Annotated in this window: 14 protein-coding genes; 4 read left to right on the top strand and 10 right to left on the bottom strand. The window is 61.0% G+C overall.

What is annotated here, in order from left to right:
* Positions 1-35: 35 nt before the first annotated feature.
* From ACIPOO_RS08035 to ACIPOO_RS08050, 4 genes are all read right to left on the bottom strand, one after another.
* Positions 36-1,010, bottom strand: coding sequence for a hypothetical protein (locus tag ACIPOO_RS08035; protein ID WP_400605728.1), 975 nt, complete (start codon positions 1,008-1,010; stop codon positions 36-38).
* Positions 1,011-1,294: 284 nt separating this feature from the next.
* Positions 1,295-1,657, bottom strand: coding sequence for a type II toxin-antitoxin system PemK/MazF family toxin (locus ACIPOO_RS08040; protein WP_400605730.1), 363 nt, complete (start codon positions 1,655-1,657; stop codon positions 1,295-1,297).
* Positions 1,657-1,953: an AbrB/MazE/SpoVT family DNA-binding domain-containing protein gene (locus ACIPOO_RS08045; RefSeq protein WP_400605732.1), complete on the bottom strand. Its 297-nt coding sequence runs from the start codon at positions 1,951-1,953 to the stop codon at positions 1,657-1,659. Before ACIPOO_RS08045 ends, ACIPOO_RS08040 begins: the two co-directional genes overlap by 1 nt.
* Before the next feature lie 136 nt (positions 1,954-2,089).
* A complete protein-coding gene (locus ACIPOO_RS08050; protein WP_274131784.1) occupies positions 2,090-2,785 on the bottom strand; it encodes an aspartate/glutamate racemase family protein in 696 nt (231 codons plus the stop codon).
* 162 nt (positions 2,786-2,947) lie between these two features.
* Between ACIPOO_RS08050 and trxC the strand changes: the two genes are divergently transcribed.
* Both trxC and ACIPOO_RS08060 read left to right on the top strand, forming a co-directional pair.
* On the top strand, positions 2,948-3,382 hold the full coding sequence (gene trxC, locus ACIPOO_RS08055; protein ID WP_400605734.1) for a thioredoxin TrxC: 435 nt from the start codon (positions 2,948-2,950) through the stop codon (positions 3,380-3,382).
* Positions 3,383-3,517: 135 nt separating this feature from the next.
* Positions 3,518-3,889 (top strand): PAAR domain-containing protein, encoded by a 372-nt coding sequence (locus tag ACIPOO_RS08060; RefSeq protein ID WP_400605736.1) that lies wholly within the window; start codon positions 3,518-3,520, stop codon positions 3,887-3,889.
* Positions 3,890-3,938: 49 nt separating this feature from the next.
* On the opposite strand, the gene ACIPOO_RS08065 is transcribed toward ACIPOO_RS08060, so the two are convergent.
* Positions 3,939-4,718 (bottom strand): ParA family protein, encoded by a 780-nt coding sequence (locus ACIPOO_RS08065; RefSeq protein ID WP_400605738.1) that lies wholly within the window; start codon positions 4,716-4,718, stop codon positions 3,939-3,941.
* Between the two features lie 366 nt (positions 4,719-5,084).
* On the opposite strand from ACIPOO_RS08065, the gene ACIPOO_RS08070 reads away from it, so the two are divergent.
* A complete protein-coding gene (locus ACIPOO_RS08070; RefSeq protein WP_400605740.1) occupies positions 5,085-5,570 on the top strand; it encodes a hypothetical protein in 486 nt (161 codons plus the stop codon).
* A gap of 21 nt (positions 5,571-5,591) precedes the next feature.
* Here the strand turns inward: ACIPOO_RS08070 and ACIPOO_RS08075 are convergent, their stop codons facing one another.
* Positions 5,592-6,482 carry a LysR substrate-binding domain-containing protein gene (locus tag ACIPOO_RS08075; protein ID WP_400605742.1) on the bottom strand — a complete coding sequence of 297 codons (891 nt, stop codon included), beginning with the start codon at positions 6,480-6,482 and terminating at the stop codon, positions 5,592-5,594.
* Positions 6,483-6,693: 211 nt separating this feature from the next.
* Here ACIPOO_RS08075 and ACIPOO_RS08080 point away from each other — a divergent pair, with 211 nt between their 5' ends.
* Positions 6,694-7,863, top strand: coding sequence for an MFS transporter (locus ACIPOO_RS08080; protein WP_400606337.1), 1,170 nt, complete (start codon positions 6,694-6,696; stop codon positions 7,861-7,863).
* Between the two features lie 35 nt (positions 7,864-7,898).
* Here the strand turns inward: ACIPOO_RS08080 and ACIPOO_RS08085 are convergent, their stop codons facing one another.
* The 4 genes from ACIPOO_RS08085 to gltB form a co-directional block, all read right to left on the bottom strand.
* The gene (locus ACIPOO_RS08085; protein ID WP_400605744.1) at positions 7,899-9,350 is read right to left on the bottom strand and encodes a lytic polysaccharide monooxygenase; all 1,452 of its coding nucleotides are present in this window, start codon (positions 9,348-9,350) and stop codon (positions 7,899-7,901) included.
* 226 nt (positions 9,351-9,576) lie between these two features.
* The gene (gene hemE / locus ACIPOO_RS08090) at positions 9,577-10,641 is read right to left on the bottom strand and encodes a uroporphyrinogen decarboxylase (RefSeq protein WP_400605746.1); all 1,065 of its coding nucleotides are present in this window, start codon (positions 10,639-10,641) and stop codon (positions 9,577-9,579) included.
* Between the two features lie 248 nt (positions 10,642-10,889).
* Positions 10,890-12,308 carry an FAD-dependent oxidoreductase gene (locus tag ACIPOO_RS08095; RefSeq protein WP_274131798.1) on the bottom strand — a complete coding sequence of 473 codons (1,419 nt, stop codon included), beginning with the start codon at positions 12,306-12,308 and terminating at the stop codon, positions 10,890-10,892.
* Between the two features lie 135 nt (positions 12,309-12,443).
* On the bottom strand, positions 12,444-16,889 hold the full coding sequence (gltB, locus tag ACIPOO_RS08100) for a glutamate synthase large subunit (RefSeq protein ID WP_400605749.1): 4,446 nt from the start codon (positions 16,887-16,889) through the stop codon (positions 12,444-12,446).
* Positions 16,890-17,150: the final 261 nt, after the last annotated feature.

A 17,150-nucleotide genomic window follows, 5' to 3' on the forward strand; every position in this document is an offset into this window, starting at 1 on the left:
AGGTTTGGCGGTGTTAGGGGGTTGTGTTCAGACTGCTACGGACCTGGGGCAGCCGGCGCAGGCGTGGCGTCCGGAGCCTTCTGCGCTGGTGCTGCGCCCGCGACGGCAGCAGCCTGGGCCGACCTCGCTTCACGTTTTTTCATGTAGGCCTCGGTCCAGGTCACTGGCACGGGGGAAGTCCTCGGGCTGAATTTCTTGCTGTACGCGGAGTTCACCAGGCTGGATTTCTCCTGTTTGGTGTCAACGACTCCAGCGAGAATGTCATACAGCGTCAGCTTGCGGTCCGGCGCCTGACGACTCGGCACGCCGGGCAGCCCGGGTAAGGTCGGGTCGTTTTTGATCCTGTCACGCAGAACCGCCTCGGCATTTTTCGGATACCCCACCGCCTTCTCGATAGCCGGCAAAGACTGGTAATAACTCAACGCCTCCCGATAGAACTTAGACGCTTTGCCGGTTCGTACCTGCTCGATGGTCCCCTCGGCAATCGCGACCTTCTGCCAGGCGTCGTCCATCTTCTGCACCACATGCCACGCCGCCCGCCGCTCATTCTGGGTGAACATGCCGCTGTCGTCGTACACGACCACGTTCAACTGCTCACGGGACAAATTGTCGAAGGGACTCGTCGCATGCTTGTCACCTGCGATGGTTCTGGACACAAACTCGCTGGCCTTGCGGGCGCGGTCCAGCAGTTCGGGATCCTTGGTGTTCGGCACTTCCATCGCCCGGGTAAAACTGTTGGCGGTCTTGGTCTCCTGCAGAAACTCATTGACCCGCCCCACCCCGTACTTGCCCAGGTCATCGTGAGTCATCTGTGCCTCACGCTTCGCGGCACGGGCGGTGCTTTCGTTCAACTGATTGGCCAGCGTCGAAAAACTCGTCTTGTCGGTTGACGGCTTGGCGGTTTTGTCCACAGCGGGCTGGTTGCTCTCCTGCTCCTGAGGCGGTGTAACGGCGGTGCCTGACATCCTGGCGACAACCGTCGCGGCGGCGGCTTGTATCTGACTGATCATTGGCGACTCCCTGGCAATGAGATGACAGGGGCCGATGCATCAGGTCCGGATAAACGCCCCCTCAGCGCGGGAAGCTAGGCGTGGTGCTGGTTGGTGACTAGCTGGGCGAACGGGCCTCTCTTTCGGATAAAGCGCCGCAGACGCTGGAGGTAAGCGCAATGATTCTGGAGGGAAGGGGTGATAAATTGAAAAATGGTGAACGTCGCGGATTGCCGCTGACGCTTGGGTGAAACGGTAAAAAATTAAACGAAATGTGAAATGAGGCACAAACGTCTGGTTAATGGCTAATCCTGAAGATCAATCACGCTCAAAACTCTCGATACGACTTCATTAGTTGTCGCGCGATCGAGGTTCTCGATGAACCTGGCCGATCCGTTTCGTACCCGATACTCAATATCAAAGGTTCGAACCTGATTACAAACCGCTACGCCATTGGTCTCATGCCCTGAAATCACCACGCAAAGCCCAGCCTCGCGGGAAAATGCTCCACCGCTTGTTACGGGAACCGCCATGCAAACCCCAAGCTCATTGATTTGCCGAGAGGTGATGACGATATATCGATGTCGATCTTTCATTTCCCGACCCGCCACCGGATTCGGATCAATCCAATAGATATCGCCTTGAGAAGGTGCCTTGCGACGAACCATTAGATGATTTCCCGTCCGATCGGGTCGCCTTCCCTTGCCCAGGCGGTTTCGCTATTGAGTTCGGCGACATGCTCGGCACCTTTCAACAACTCTGCAGCCGAGTAGCGCTTCCTGACCATCTGAGGGACTGGCTTAGCGATCAGTCCGCCCGCTTCAACGCTCAGTTCGACCTGAGACCCTATATCCAGATCCAGTAGTCTGAGAAAAGCAGGAGGAATGGTCATTACCGCCGCCCCGCCTTGCCTGCGAATAGTGGAGTTCATCGTCATCGTCTTTCTCTTTTCGACCATAGCCATTGCCTCACCTGACAGTGCTACAAAAGTAGCACCCGACACCGGCCTTTGCGATGAGCGAGGATAAGCGTCCAGCCTAATCAGCTGCGAAAGACCATCCAATGCGAAACGTCATCCAGCCTTGTGGGAATTGGCTGAATCAACTCCCCAACAACCACCCCAACCCCATCTCCACATGCTCCTGAGTGCTGTCCACCAGCGGCAGCGGGCTTTGCACGCCTTCCAGCAGCAGGCCGATTTCGGTGCAGCCCAGAATGGCGGCCTGGGCACCCTGGTCGCGCAGTTGCTCTAGCACGCCCAGGTAGAAGTCGCGGGCGGGTTGGTGGAATTGGCCCAGGCACAGTTCGGCGAAGATCACGCGGTCGATTTCGGCCATGGCGTCGAGGCTGGGCAGCAGCGTTTCGATGCCGAAGCGGTCAGCCAGGCGGCGCTTGTAGAAGTCTTCCTGCATGGTGAAGCGGGTGCCCAGTAGCGCGGCGCGGGTGACGTCCCTGGCCTGTAGCGCCTGGCCGACGGCGTCGCCGATGTGCAGCAGGGGGATGTCGACGGCAGACTCGATGGCTGCCGCCACCTTATGCATGGTGTTCGTCGCCAGCAGGATCGCGCCGGCACCGGCGCGTTCGAGACCCCGGGAAGCCTCGGCCAGTCGTTCGCCTGCCAGGTCCCACTGGCCGGATTTCTGCAGCGCGGCGATGCCGGCGAAATCCACCGAGTGCAGCAGCAACGGCGCCGAGTGCAGGCCTCCCAAGCGATTGCGGACGCCTTCGTTGAGCCATTTGTAATACGTCGCGGTGGATTCCCAACTCATTCCGCCCAGAACACCGAGGGTTTGCATAAGGTTCTCTCTGTTTTTATTGGCAACTCAGGCTAGGCCGATTGCCACGAGCAAGCCAGTAACAGAAGCGGCGCAAGCTGGCGGTACAGTCGTGGTCCACACTTGATATGCGGCCGCCCTGGCTCCATCTACCGCTCATTCGCCCTTATTCCGGTAACCATCATGTCCGAGCCCCTTGTCATCCCCTGCCCTCAGTGCAACGGCCTGAATCGCATCCCTGCCGACCGTCTGGGCGATTCGCCCAAGTGCGGTCGCTGCAAACAGCCGGTGCTGCTGAGCAAGCCGTTCAACCTCACCCAGGGCGACTACGCCAGCCAGATCAAGGGCGACCTGCCATTGCTGGTGGACGTGTGGGCGGACTGGTGCGGGCCGTGCAAATCCTTCGCGCCGACCTTCGAACAGGCCGCCGCTCAACTGCAAGGGCGCGTGCGCCTCGCCAAGCTGGACAGCGAAGCCAACCAGCAACTGTCAGCGCAATTGGGGATTCGTTCGATTCCCAGTCTGATCCTGTTCAGGAATGGCCGCGAAGTGGCGCGTCAGAGCGGTGCCATGCCCTTGCCTCAATTGACCGCCTGGCTGGCAAGCCAGGGCATCTGACAGCCTTTGCTGCACGGCTTGCAGTGCTTTCCTGTTTTGGCGGTAGGGCATTTCTGAAAGCGCTTTTCAGCCCTTCGCGGGCTGATTTCAGCGCCTAGGGTTAGCAGCTCACTGGTTAATCCGAGGCTGCGAACGATGACATGTGCAATCAGGGAAGGCGACTCGACCACCACCGGCGGCATTGTGCTGCAGACATCCGCGACGCTTTCGTGGGAGGACCGCCGGCTGGCCCGCATCGGCGACCCGGTATGGTGCGCCGCCTGCCGACAGGTCGGCTTCATCGCCCAAGGCAATCCGACGTTCATCGATCAGGTGGTGGCCATCGCCACCCACGATCAACTGGTGTGCTGTGGCTGCCCGTTCGGCGAGCACAGGCTGATCGCCAGCCAGGACCAGCTCAAGGCAGACATGCAGGCAGCGATCAACATCCCCAGGGATCAGGCAGAAAAAGCCCGCAGCCACGCCCGGCACTTGATGAAGACGATGCGTGGAGGCAAGGCGGCCTAGTCGCCGTTCACATGTCGGCGGTGTTGTCGCACCGCCGACATGGGCGCAATCAATGGTCGGTGTTGCTCTCAAGCAGATGGTGCAACTCGACGAACTGCTGGCTCAGCTTGTGCCGCGCGTCCAGGTGGATCAGCGGCAGGCTGGCCTGGTGCGACTCACGCATCTTCACCGAACTGTTGAGGTACACCGGCAGCACCGGCAGCCCTTCGGCCATCAGTTCGTCGAGCATCTGCTGGGGCAAGCTGGCGCGAGCCTGGAACTGGTTGACGATAATGCCTTCCACCTCCAGATCCTCGTTGTGATCTTCCTTGAGCTCCTCGATTTCCTTGAGCAGGCCATACAGCGCCTGACGGGAAAAGGTGTCGCAGTCGAAGGGAATCAACACTCGATCAGCAGCGATCAATGCCGAAACCGCGTAGAAGTTCAAGGCTGGCGGCGTATCCAGGTAGATACGGTCGTAGTCCTCGTCCAGTTCATCCAGCAGTTTTCGCAGCTTGTTGATCTTGTGCTTGGCCTCAAGCTTGGGCTGAAGGTCGGCAAGCTCCGCAGTCGCGGTGACCACATGCAGGTTGTCGAACGGGGTTTCGTAGATATCCACCTGGTTCTTCTTGGCGAACGGCCCCGATGACAGGCTTTGCTTGAAGAATTCGGCAATGCCCATGGGGATGTCTTCCCCGGTAAGACCCGTGAGGTAGTGCGTCGAGTTGGCCTGAGCGTCCAGGTCGATCAAGAGGGTCCGATACCCCTCGTTGGCGCTGACCGCCGCCAGATTGCAGGCGATGCTCGACTTGCCAACGCCGCCTTTCTGATTGAACACCACACGCCGCATTTCTTAACTCCCTGTTGCCGTCTTGCTGTGGAGGACCGCCGAGCGATCCGATGAATGGTCCCGAGTTTAGGCAATTGAGATAAGTCGGGCGAGCATCATGGAAAAATCTGACGACTGGAGCGGACATGTGATCCAGCCGCTCCAAAGCCACCCACGACGCATCGTAATCCCTTTGCCCCGTATCAGTAGGAAAGATCTTAAGTAAGCACACTATTTGTTTCAGCGTTTGCCTCTGCGCATTGGCATCAGGATAATGCCCGCCACTCGGGAATGGCTTCATGGGCCGGCCGCGCCTGCTGGCAAAAACCTCTGGCCCCGCTTGGCAACATCAACCTGTCGGCGAACACTCTACAAAGGTGACACCCCATGATTCGCGCTCTGCTGGTGGCTTGCATGTTGTTTCTGAGCGCCTGCGCCAGCCACGCCCCGCTGCCTGCCCAAATCCCGCATATCAAGTTCCCGGTTCAACTGCACGTGCAGCGCGAACAGGCCGGCCAGCGTCAGGACTGGACACTGCAGGCGCAGAAAGAACGCCACGGCCTGCGCTTTTCCCTCACGGACCCGCTGGGCATGCCGGTAGCCCGCCAGCTATTGCACGAAGAAACCTGGAAGGCCGATGGTTTGCCGCCCAACCCTGAAGCCCGCGAGCTGTTCGCGGCTGTGCTGTTCGCGCTGACGTCCGAAGAGGAAGTGCGCTTCGACTACCCCGGCGTGCAACTGCTGCCCCATGGCCGCGCCCTGGATGAGCGCTGGCGGGTCGACTACGCCTCCGAAGGCATTTTCCGGCTCACGCTTGAGGGTGGCGAGTTGAAATACATTGTCAGCCCATTGCAGCGCAAGGCGTCCAAATGACCGCGATAACGTAGGGCACCCTCACCCCGCCTTGCGCGTCACCAGTTCAACGAACGCCTTGGCCATGGGTGATTTCTGATCCTTGCGCTGCACCAGCCATACCGCCGAGGTCGCTTCGGGGTCGAGCAACGTGCGGTAGACCACCCCTTCGATACGCATCCGCTGATAGGACGCTGGCAGCACCGTCACCCCCAGCCCAGCCGCCACCAGGCCGATGATGGTCATCGCCTCGCCCGCTTCCTGGGTGAACAACGGGCTGAATCCCGCCTCTCGCGCCAAGCTCAGCAACTGCGCATACAGGCCACTGCCGTAGCTGCGCGGAAAGAACACGAACGGTTCGCTCGCCAGCTCCTTGAGGTACAGGCCCTTGTCGCTGCCCGTGGCCAATGGATGATCCGAACGCAGAATCGCCACCAACGGCTCACGCAACAATTCCACCGCCACCAGTGAATCCGGCAGGGGCAATGGCCGCATGATGCCGACCTGCATCGACTCCTCCTCCAGCCTATCGGCCACTTCCTTGCTGCTCATTTCCTGAAGCGCCAGATGCACGGCCGGATAGCGTTGGCGAAAGGCAAAAATCGCCTGGGGAATGCTGGAGGTGAACGGTGCCGACGCGGTAAAGCCGATCTTCAGTTCGCCCAGTTCACCCAACTGCGCGCGCCGGGCGACGTCCGAGGCTTTTTCCACCTGCGCCAGCACGAGACGCGCTTCGTCCAAAAACAGCCGCCCTGCCTCGCTCAGTTCCACTCGTCGGTTGGTTCGCTCGAACAGCCGTGCCCCTAACTCCTGTTCGAGCGCCTGAATCTGCTGGCTCAGCGGTGGCTGCGAAATACCGAGAGACTCGGCAGCCCGGCCAAAGTGCAGCTCTTCGGCGACCGCGATGAAGTAGCGCAGGTGTCGTAATTCCATGGAAATCCTATTAGGTCGTGAAACCTATCAAACAGGTCGAACAATATATTGGAAGGAATCGTTAGCTGGCTATATTCTTTTTCTCATCGCCGCTTCATCCCTGAGGTTCTCCGTGAATACTGCTGCATCCCCCGCCGCGTCTGCGCCTGACTCGATCAACGCCGCCATACCGCTGGGTGATACCTACATCGAAAAAGACACCCCGGCCTTCATGCGCACCGTGCTCGCGCTGTTTGCCGGCGGCTTCGCGACTTTTGCCCTGCTCTACTGCGTGCAGCCGATGATGCCGATGCTGTCCCACGAGTTCTCGATCAATGCGGCCCAGAGCAGCCTGATCCTCTCGGTGGCCACTGCCATGCTCGCCATCGGCCTGCTCATCACCGGCCCGATTTCCGATCGTATCGGACGCAAATCGGTGATGGTGTTCGCGCTGTTCTCCGCCGCATTTTTCACCATCGCCAGCGCCTTCATGCCGACCTGGGAAGGCATCCTGCTCACACGGGCGCTGGTGGGGCTTTCGCTGAGCGGCCTGGCCGCCGTGGGAATGACCTACCTCAGCGAAGAGATCCACCCCCAGCACATCGGCCTGGCCATGGGCCTGTACATCGGCGGCAACGCCATCGGCGGCATGAGCGGACGCTTGATTACCGGGGTGCTGAGCGACTTCGTCAGTTGGCACACCTCACTCATGATCATGGGCCTGATCGCCCTGGGCGCTGCCAGCCTGTTCTGGAAATTCCTGCCGCCGTCACGCAACTTCCGCCCTCGCCCGCTCAATGCCCGCAGCCTGCTGGACGGCTTCGTCCTGCAATTTCGCGACGCCGGCCTGCCGTGGCTGTTCCTCGAAGGCTTCCTGCTGATGGGCGCCTTCGTGACGCTGTTCAACTACATCGGTTATCGGCTGCTGGCTGATCCCTACAACCTCAGCCAGGCAGTGGTCGGGCTGTTTTCGGTGGTCTACCTGTCGGGCATCTACAGCTCGGCGAAAATCGGCGCCCTGGCCGACAAACTCGGCCGTCGCAACGTGCTGTGGGCGGTGATCGTGCTGATGCTGGCGGGCCTTGCGCTGACGATGTTCACTCCGTTGACCGTCGTGGTCATAGGCGTGCTGATGTTCACCTTCGGCTTCTTCGGCGCCCACTCCGTGGCCAGCAGCTGGATCGGCCGCCGCGCCATCAAGGCCAAGGGTCAGGCCTCCTCGCTGTACCTGTTCAGCTACTACGTCGGCTCCAGCGTCGCCGGCACCGGCGGTGGCATGTTCTGGCACTACGCGGGCTGGAACGGGATCGGCGTGTTCATCGGCATCCTGCTGCTGGTGGCCCTGGGTGCAGCGCTGAAGCTTACGAAGGTGAAGCCGTTGGCGGTGAACATTCAGGCTTAGTCACACCGCCGGGCCTTGCTCGTAACCGCCGATCCCTACTTCAGTTTCCAGGCATCCTGCCAGTCGGAGCCTGTTCCGGGACCATAGTGATGAGGGCTTTGCTTGCACCAGCCCGATGCAGGGAACGGCTGGCACTCGTAGACCTTGCCGTCGGCCGGCTGCAGGACAGTGGTGCCGGCGGTGTAGGTATCGATGTCTTGCGGGTAAACCGCGTCGTATTCCTGGCCACCACCTTCGCCGGTCAGGGTGAGATTCTCCAGAGCCTGGCGCGTGGTACGCCCGTCTGGGGTGACCCCGGTCAGCTTGATCTGGTGCTGGCCCGGCTCGCTGAGCAAGGCAATGTCGAGCGTCGCGCTGCCAGGTTCGAACGCACGGGTGACAGCACCGACAGGTTTGTGTGAAGCATCGAAAACCGTGGCTTCGATGTTCATGCTGCGGTTGCCGGTCACGACCAGTGGCAGCGTTGCTCGTCCCTTGACCAGCTCCAGGTCCTGGCTGACGGGCTGGATGTTCAGTTGGGCCTGGGCATCCTCCACCAGATCCATCTGCAGTTCATACCGGTTCACGCCGCTTTCCTGTTTGGCGTAGAGGTTGTTCGCGCCCCTGACAGGAGCGATGGTGCCGTCTTCGCCCCGCACGCCTGCCCGTACCAGTGTGTGCGCTTCATTGAGTTGCCGCGCAAGGTTGAATGACCAGTTCCCGGGCTTGCCGTCTTCTGCGCTGGCGATGGTGATCTGCGAGCTGAACTCGGCGCTCTCGCCCTCACCGGTCATGGCCCGGACCTTGACCTTGTCACCGACCCACAATTCATCCCGAGGCGTGATGTTGCCCACCGGTCTCCAGCCATCCGGCGCCTCCGCCTCGGCGACAATGTTCACATCGAGCACGTTATGAAACGCGCCTCCCGTGTCATGGACGGTCCAGATACCGAGGATGACGTGATGGCCGCTGCGATCCGAGGGTAGTTCACAGCTGTGTTTCTCCCGGGCAGGCCCCTCGCTGCCCGGCGGCTGATCCGTGGGTAAGCGGCCACCCGCATCGATGACACAGAAAGGGGTAAGGGCGAACGAGCTGCGTGCCAGTTCGGCGTTGGGATTCCAGCCGTTCTGGGTGATGAAGTATTCGTACTTGGTAGCAGGGTGAGTCGCCTTGTAATACCAGTCAAAGGCGACGCTGCGATCCTTGATTTCGGTCTTGTGCCAGCGGGTGGCGGACTGGACATCCAGCGCTGCAAACCTGGAAATCGCGCCGCTGGCGATCTTGCCGTCGGGCACGCCCGTGGCGGGAAAGCCCTTGTCCGTTTCACCTACGCTTTGCGGCTCGTACTGGGCACCCCCGCACTCCTTGTTGAGCCCCTTCTGACAGAGCAATGCCCGGGAAGGAGGGTCATTCAGATAACCGTGGGCAGCGGCATATCGAGGCGATGCCAGCGTAGCTAAAATGGCAAGAGAGGTGACTCCAAGTGACGCAATGGTGAGCTTCGACATCATTCATTCATCCTGTCTGAATTCTTAGGCGTCCGTCCGTGAACGACCTGACCAAGTCTATGCGCATCATTTTTTTTTGATGTAGGAATGCTTCCCGCTAATTTGAGAGGACATTCGCCAAATGTTGACAGCGAAGTTACCGACCACCTGAGCGCCCAGACGTGGAACACGCAGACACAAAAACGCCCGGCAATGACCGGGCGTTTTCACATCTGAGCTTTAGCGCTTACTGGTGATACTTCGCCGACAACTCGTGCACAGCCTCGATGAAGGCACCGGCATTGGCCGGGTCCACTTCGGGGGTGATGCCGTGGCCGAGGTTGAAGACGTGGCCGGTGCCGCTGCCGTAGCTGGCCAGGATGTGGGAGACTTCCTGACGGATGGCTTCCGGGCGGGCGTAAAGAACGGTGGGGTCCATGTTGCCTTGCAGGGCGACCTTGCTGCCGACGCGGCGGCGGGCTTCGCCGATGTCGCAGGTCCAGTCCAGGCCCAGTGCGTCGGCGCCAGCGTCGGCGATGCTTTCCAGCCACAGGCCGCCGCCTTTGGTGAAGAGGATCACCGGGACCTTGCGGCCGTCGTGTTCGCGGATCAGGCCGCTGACGATCTTGCGCATGTAGGCCAGGGAGAATTCCTGGTACGCCGCCGCCGAGAGGCTGCCGCCCCAGCTGTCGAAGATCTGCACCGCTTGCGCACCCGCCAGGATCTGGCCGTTCAGGTAAGAGGTGACCGATTGCGCCAGTTTATCCAGCAGCAGGTGCATCGCCTGCGGGTTGTCGTAGAGCATGGCCTTGGACTTGCGGAAGTCCTTGGAGGAGCCGCCTTCGACCATGTAGGTCGCCAGGGTCCAGGGGCTGCCGGAGAAGCCGATCAGCGGTACGCGGCCGTTGAGTTCACGGCGAATGGTACTGACCGCGTCCATCACGTAGCCCAGGTCTTTCTGCGCATCCGGGATCGGCAGCGCTTCGATGTCGGCCAGGGTGGTGACGGTTTTCTTGAAACGCGGGCCTTCGCCGGTCTCGAAGTACAGGCCAAGGCCCATGGCATCGGGAACGGTGAGAATGTCGGAGAACAGGATCGCGGCATCCAGTGGATAGCGCTCAAGGGGCTGCAACGTGACTTCGCAGGCGAACTCCGGGTTCTTGCACAGGCTCATGAAATCCCCGGCCTTGGCGCGGCTGGCGCGGTATTCCGGGAGGTAGCGACCGGCCTGACGCATCATCCACACGGGGGTGACGTCTACGGGTTGCTTGAGCAGGGCGCGAAGGAAACGGTCGTTCTTCAGGGCAGTCATGGCGAAATCCGCTAAAAAAGTGCGCGCATTTTCTCAGACACCAACGCAAAAGGCACGGTAAGTACCGTGCCTTTTGTCTATGGGGGCGATTTGTCGCAGAGAATTACCATATGAGCAACGCCGCAAAACAACTGTGGGAGTGAGCTTGCTCACGAAGGGGGCCTGACATTCAAAATCCATGTTGAATGACCCGACGCCTTCGCGAGCAAGCTCGCTCCCACAGTTTGAACCGTTTTCCGAGTCGAAAATCAGACGCCCAGGTAGTCCAGGATGCCTTCAGCCGCATTGCGGCCTTCGAAGATCGCGGTCACTACCAGGTCCGAACCGCGGACCATGTCGCCGCCTGCGAAGATCTTCGGGTTGCTGGTCTGGTGCTTGAACTTGCCTTGCTCGGGCGCCACGACGCGGCCCTGGCTGTCCATCTCGATGCCGTACTGCTCGAACCACGGAGCCGGGCTTGGGCGGAAGCCGAACGCGATGACCACGGCATCGGCCGGGATGATCTCTTCGGAACCCGGAATCGGCTCGGGGCTGCGGCGGCCGCGGGCATCGGGTTCGCCCAGACGCGTCTCGACCACCTTCACGCCTTCGACCTTGTCTTCACCGACGATGGCGATTGGCTGGCGGTTGTAGAGGAACTTCACGCCTTCTTCCTTGGCGTTCTTCACTTCCTTGCGCGAACCCGGCATGTTTTCTTCGTCGCGACGATAGGCGCAGGTCACAGCCTTGGCGCCCTGACGGATCGAGGTGCGGTTGCAGTCCATCGCGGTGTCACCACCGCCCAGCACCACGACCTTCTTGCCTTTCATGTCGACGAAATCTTCCGGCGACTTTTCAAAGCCCAGGTTGCGGTTGACGTTGGCGATCAGGAAATCCAGCGCATCGTGCACGCCCGGCAGGTCTTCGCCCGGGAAACCACCTTTCATGTAGGTGTAGGTGCCCATGCCCATGAACACGGCATCGAACTCGGTCAGCAGTTGCTCGACGCTGATGTCCTTGCCGACTTCGGTATTGAGGCGGAACTCGATACCCATGCCGGTGAAGACTTCGCGGCGGTTGCTCAGCACGCTCTTCTCGAGCTTGAACTCAGGAATACCGAAGGTCAGCAGACCACCGATTTCCGGGTTCTTGTCGAACACCACCGGGGTCACGCCGCCACGCACCAGCACGTCGGCGCAGCCCAGGCCCGCCGGGCCTGCACCGATGATCGCCACGCGCTTGCCCGTCGGTACAACGCGGGACATGTCCGGACGCCAGCCCATGGCGAAGGCGGTGTCGGTGATGTACTTCTCGACCGAACCGATGGTCACCGCGCCGAAGCCGTCATTGAGGGTGCACGCACCTTCGCACAGACGATCCTGCGGGCACACGCGGCCGCAGACTTCCGGCAGGGTGTTGGTCTGGTGGGACAGCTCGGCGGCGGCGAGGATGTTGCCCTCTGACACCAGCTTGAGCCAGTTGGGAATGAAGTTATGCACAGGGCATTTCCATTCACAGTACGGGTTACCGCAACCCAGGCAGCGGTGGGCCTGGTCGGCCGACTGCTGGGGTTTGAAGGGTTCGTAGATCTCCACGAACTCTTTCTTGCGTTGACGCAACAGTTTCTTCTTCGGATCTTTGCGCCCGACATCGATGAACTGGAAGTCGTTACTGAGACGTTCAGCCATTCTCTTCAACCTCTTGAAGCAGCCTCAAGCTGCAAGCCCCAAGCTCTAAGCTTGAAGCGATCAAATTTATTTCCGACACCGCGTACCGCTTTGGCTTGCAGCTTGAAGCTTGTCGCTTGAAGCTGCCGCCAGGATTTATTGCGGGTTGGCGCGTGTACTCGACAGCAAGGACTTGAGGTTGGCGGCCTTAGGCTTGACCAGCCAGAAGCGGCGCAGGTAGTCATCCAGGTTTTCCCAGAGGTTACGGCCCCACTCGCTGTCGGTTTCCGCCACATACTCGGCCAGCACGCGCTCCAGGTGGCTGCGATAGGCTTCCATCGCTTCGCCGCTGATGCGCTGGATTTCCACCAGTTCGTGGTTGACCCGGTCAACGAAGGTGTTGTCCTGGTCGAGCACGTAGGCGAAACCTCCGGTCATGCCGGAACCGAAGTTGTAGCCGGTCTTGCCCAGTACGCAGATGAAACCGCCGGTCATGTATTCGCAGCAGTGGTCGCCGGTGCCTTCTACTACGGCGTGGGCGCCAGAGTTACGTACACCGAAACGCTCGCCTGCGGTGCCAGCGGCGAACAGCTTGCCGCCGGTTGCGCCGTACAGGCAGGTGTTGCCGATGATGGCGCTGTCCTGGGTTTTGAACGGGCTGCCTTTTGGCGGCACGATCACCAGCTTGCCTGCGGTCATGCCTTTGCCGACGTAGTCGTTGGCGTCGCCTTCCAGGTACATGTTCAGGCCACCGGCGTTCCACACGCCGAAGCTCTGGCCAGCGGTCCCCTTGAAGCGGAAGGTCACCGGGGCGTCTTTCATGCCCTGGTTGCCGTGCAGCTTGGCGATTTCACCGGAAATACGCGCGCCGATGGAACGGTCGCAGTTACAGATTTCCAGCTCGTATTCGCCACCGGACTTGGACTCGATGGCCGCCTTGGCCATTTCGACCATCTTCTCGGCCAGCAGGCCCTGGTCGAATGGCGGGTTGCGCTCGACGCCACAGAACTGTGGTTTGTCCGCAGGCACGTGGTCGCTGCCCAACAGAGGGGTCAGGTCCAGGTGCTGCTGCTTGGCGGTCTCGCCCGGCAGGATGTCTAGCAGGTCGGTACGGCCGATCAGTTCTTCGAGCGAACGCACGCCCAGTTTGGCCAGCCACTCGCGGGTTTCTTCGGCCACGTAGGTGAAGAAGTTGATCACCATGTCGACGGTGCCGATGTAATGATCCTTGCGCAGCTTGTCGTTCTGGGTCGCAACGCCGGTGGCGCAGTTGTTCAGGTGGCAGATGCGCAGGTATTTGCAGCCCAGGGCGATCATTGGCGCGGTGCCGAAGCCGAAGCTCTCGGCGCCGAGGATGGCTGCCTTGATGACGTCCAGGCCGGTTTTCAGACCCCCGTCGGTCTGTACCCGGACCTTGCCGCGCAGGTCGTTGCCGCGCAGGGTCTGGTGGGTTTCGGCCAGGCCGATTTCCCACGGGGCGCCCGCGTATTTGATCGACGACAGTGGCGATGCACCGGTGCCGCCGTCATAGCCGGAAATGGTGATCAGGTCGGCGTAAGCCTTGGCCACACCGGCGGCGATGGTGCCGACGCCTGCTTCGGCCACCAGCTTGACCGATACCAGCGCCGACGGGTTGACCTGCTTGAGGTCGAAAATCAGCTGCGACAGGTCTTCGATCGAATAGATGTCGTGGTGCGGCGGCGGCGAGATCAGGGTCACGCCCGGCACTGCGTAGCGCAGCTTGGCGATCAGGCCGTTGACCTTGCCACCTGGCAATTGACCACCCTCGCCCGGCTTGGCGCCCTGGGCGACCTTGATCTGCAGCACGTCGGCGTTGACCAGGTACTCAGGCGTCACACCGAAGCGACCGGTTGCGATCTGCTTGATCTTGGAGCTGCGGATGGTGCCGTAGCGTGCAGGATCTTCACCGCCCTCACCGGAGTTGGAGCGCGCGCCCAGGCGGTTCATCGCCTCGGCCAGCGCTTCGTGGGCTTCCGGCGACAGCGCGCCCAGGGAGATGCCAGCCGAGTCGAAGCGCTTGAGGATCGCTTCCAGCGGCTCGACTTCGTCCAGGCTCATCGGGGTTTCCAGTTCCTTGACCTTGAACAGGTCGCGGACCATCGACACCGGACGGGTGTCCACCAGCGCGGTGTATTCCTTGAACTTGGCGTAGTCGCCCTGCTGCACGGCGGCTTGCAGGGTCGCGACCACGTCAGGGTTGTAGGCGTGGTATTCGCCACCGTAGACGAACTTCAGCAGGCCGCCTTGCTGGATCGGCTTGCGCGGGCTCCAGGCTTCAGAGGCCAGTGCCTTCTGCTCGTCTTCGAGGTCGACGAAACGCGCGCCCTTGATGCGGCTCGGCACGCCACGGAAGCTCAGGTCGCAGACTTCCTCGGACAGGCCGATGGCCTCGAACAGTTGCGCACCGCGGTACGAGCCGATGGTCGAGATACCCATCTTCGACAGGATCTTGAGCAGGCCCTTGGTGATGCCTTTGCGGTAGTTCTTGAAGACTTCGTACAGATCGCCCAGCACTTCGCCGGTGCGGATCAGGTCGCCCAGCACTTCGTAGGCCAGGAACGGATAGACCGCCGACGCACCGAAGCCGATCAGTACGGCGAAGTGATGCGGGTCACGGGCGGTCGCGGTTTCGACCAGGATGTTGCTGTCGCAGCGCAGGCCTTTTTCGGTCAGGCGGTGGTGCACCGCGCCGGTGGCCAGGGATGCGTGGATCGGCAGCTTGCCCGGCGCGATGTGGCGGTCGGACAGGACGATCTGGGTCCGGCCGCTGCGCACCGCTTCTTCGGCCTGATCGACAACATTGCGCAGTGCGGCCTCGAGGCCGGTGGCTTCGTCGTAGTTCAGGTCGATGATGGCGCGGTCGAAACCTTCACGCTCAAGGTTCATCAGCGCGCGCCACTTGGCAGGCGAGATGACCGGCGAGCTGAGGATCACGCGGGAAGCGTGCTCAGGGGATTCCTGGAAGATGTTGCGCTCGGCACCCAGGCAGACTTCCAGCGACATGACGATGGCTTCACGCAGCGGGTCGATCGGCGGGTTGGTGACCTGCGCGAACTGCTGGCGGAAGTAGTCGTACGGCGTGCGCACACGACGCGACAGCACGGCCATTGGCGTGTCGTCACCCATGGAGCCCACGGCTTCCTGGCCCTGCTCGCCCAGCGGACGCAGCACCTGGTCGCGCTCTTCGAACGTGACCTGGAACATCTTCATGTACTGCTTGAGCTGATCGGGGTTGTAGAACGCCGAACCGTGGTCGTGGTCTTCCAGGGTCGCCTGGATGCGCAGCGCGTTCTTGCGCAGCCACTGCTTGTACGGGTGGCGTGACTTCAGACGGCTGTCGATGGCGTCGGTGTCAAGGATCTGCCCGGTTTCGGTGTCAACGGCGAAGATCTGGCCCGGGCCCACACGGCCCTTGGCGATGACGTCTTCGGGGGTGTAGTTCCACACGCCGATTTCCGACGCCAGGGTGATGTAGCCGTTCTTGGTGGTGACCCAGCGCGCCGGACGCAGACCGTTACGGTCGAGCAGGCAGACCGCGTGGCGACCTTCGGTCATCACGATACCGGCCGGGCCGTCCCACGGCTCCATGTGCATGGAGTTGAATTCATAGAACGCACGCAGATCCGGGTCCATGGTCTCGACGTTCTGCCATGCAGGCGGAACCAGCATGCGCACGCCACGGAACAGGTCGATGCCGCCGGTGACCATCAGTTCGAGCATGTTGTCCATGCTGGAGGAGTCCGAGCCCACGCGGTTGACCAGCGGGCCCAGTTGCTCCAGGTCCATCAAGTCGTTGGTGAACTTGGTGCGACGGGCCTGGGCCCAGTTGCGGTTACCGGTGATGGTGTTGATCTCGCCGTTGTGGGCGAGGAAGCGGAAAGGCTGGGCCAGCGGCCATTTCGGCAGGGTGTTGGTCGAGAAGCGCTGGTGGAACACGCAGATCGCGGTACGCAGGCGCTCGTCGCTGAGGTCTGGATAGAATGCCGTGAGGTCACGCGGCATCATCAGGCCTTTATAGATGATGGTCTTGTGCGAGAAGCTGCAGATGTAGTGGTCGGTGTCGGCGGCATTGGCAACCGACGAACGGCGACGGGCACTGAACAGCTTGATCGCGAATTCCTGATCGCTCAGGCCTTCACCGCCGATGAACACCTGCTCGATCTTCGGCAGGCGCTCCAGCGCCAGACGGCCCAGGACGCTGGTGTCGATGGGCACCTGGCGCCAGCCGATCAGGGTCAGGCCTTCGGCGAGGATTTCGCGGTTCATGTTCTCGCGGGCAGCTTCGGCGCGGGCGTCATCCTGATTGAGGAACACCATGCCCACGCAGTACTGGCGCGGCAGCTCGACACCGAAGTGCTCGGTGGCCACGGCGCGCAGGAACATGTCGGGTTTTTGCATCAACAGGCCGCAACCGTCACCGGTCTTGCCGTCGGCGTTGATCCCACCACGGTGGGTCATGCAGGTCAGGGCTTCAATAGCCGTCTGCAACAGGTGATGACTGGGCTCGCCTTGCATATGGGCGATCAGGCCGAAACCACAGTTATCCTTGAATTCTTCCGGACGATACAGACCTGCTTTCATAGACACGTTCTCACCAGGCTGCCTCTTAACGAGGCAAATTTCTTTTCAATTCAGCCATTTACCGTCCACGCTGAACGTACGCCAGCTTTGCGGGAGCAAAAGGGAGGTCATTGTACACACCGACACAAAGCCCCACAAATTTAACGACGAAACGTCGCAAATTCATGTCGCAATTATGAAAGGTTTTAAGTCGATTCTCGTGGTAGCCAGAGCTTTGTTGCGAGTCTGACTAAAGAGAGCCCGAAATTCAATGCGTGCCTG

Origin of the sequence: Pseudomonas sp. NPDC090201 (assembly GCF_044746825.1) — a bacterium.
GTDB classification, from domain to species: domain Bacteria; phylum Pseudomonadota; class Gammaproteobacteria; order Pseudomonadales; family Pseudomonadaceae; genus Aquipseudomonas; species Aquipseudomonas putida_AD.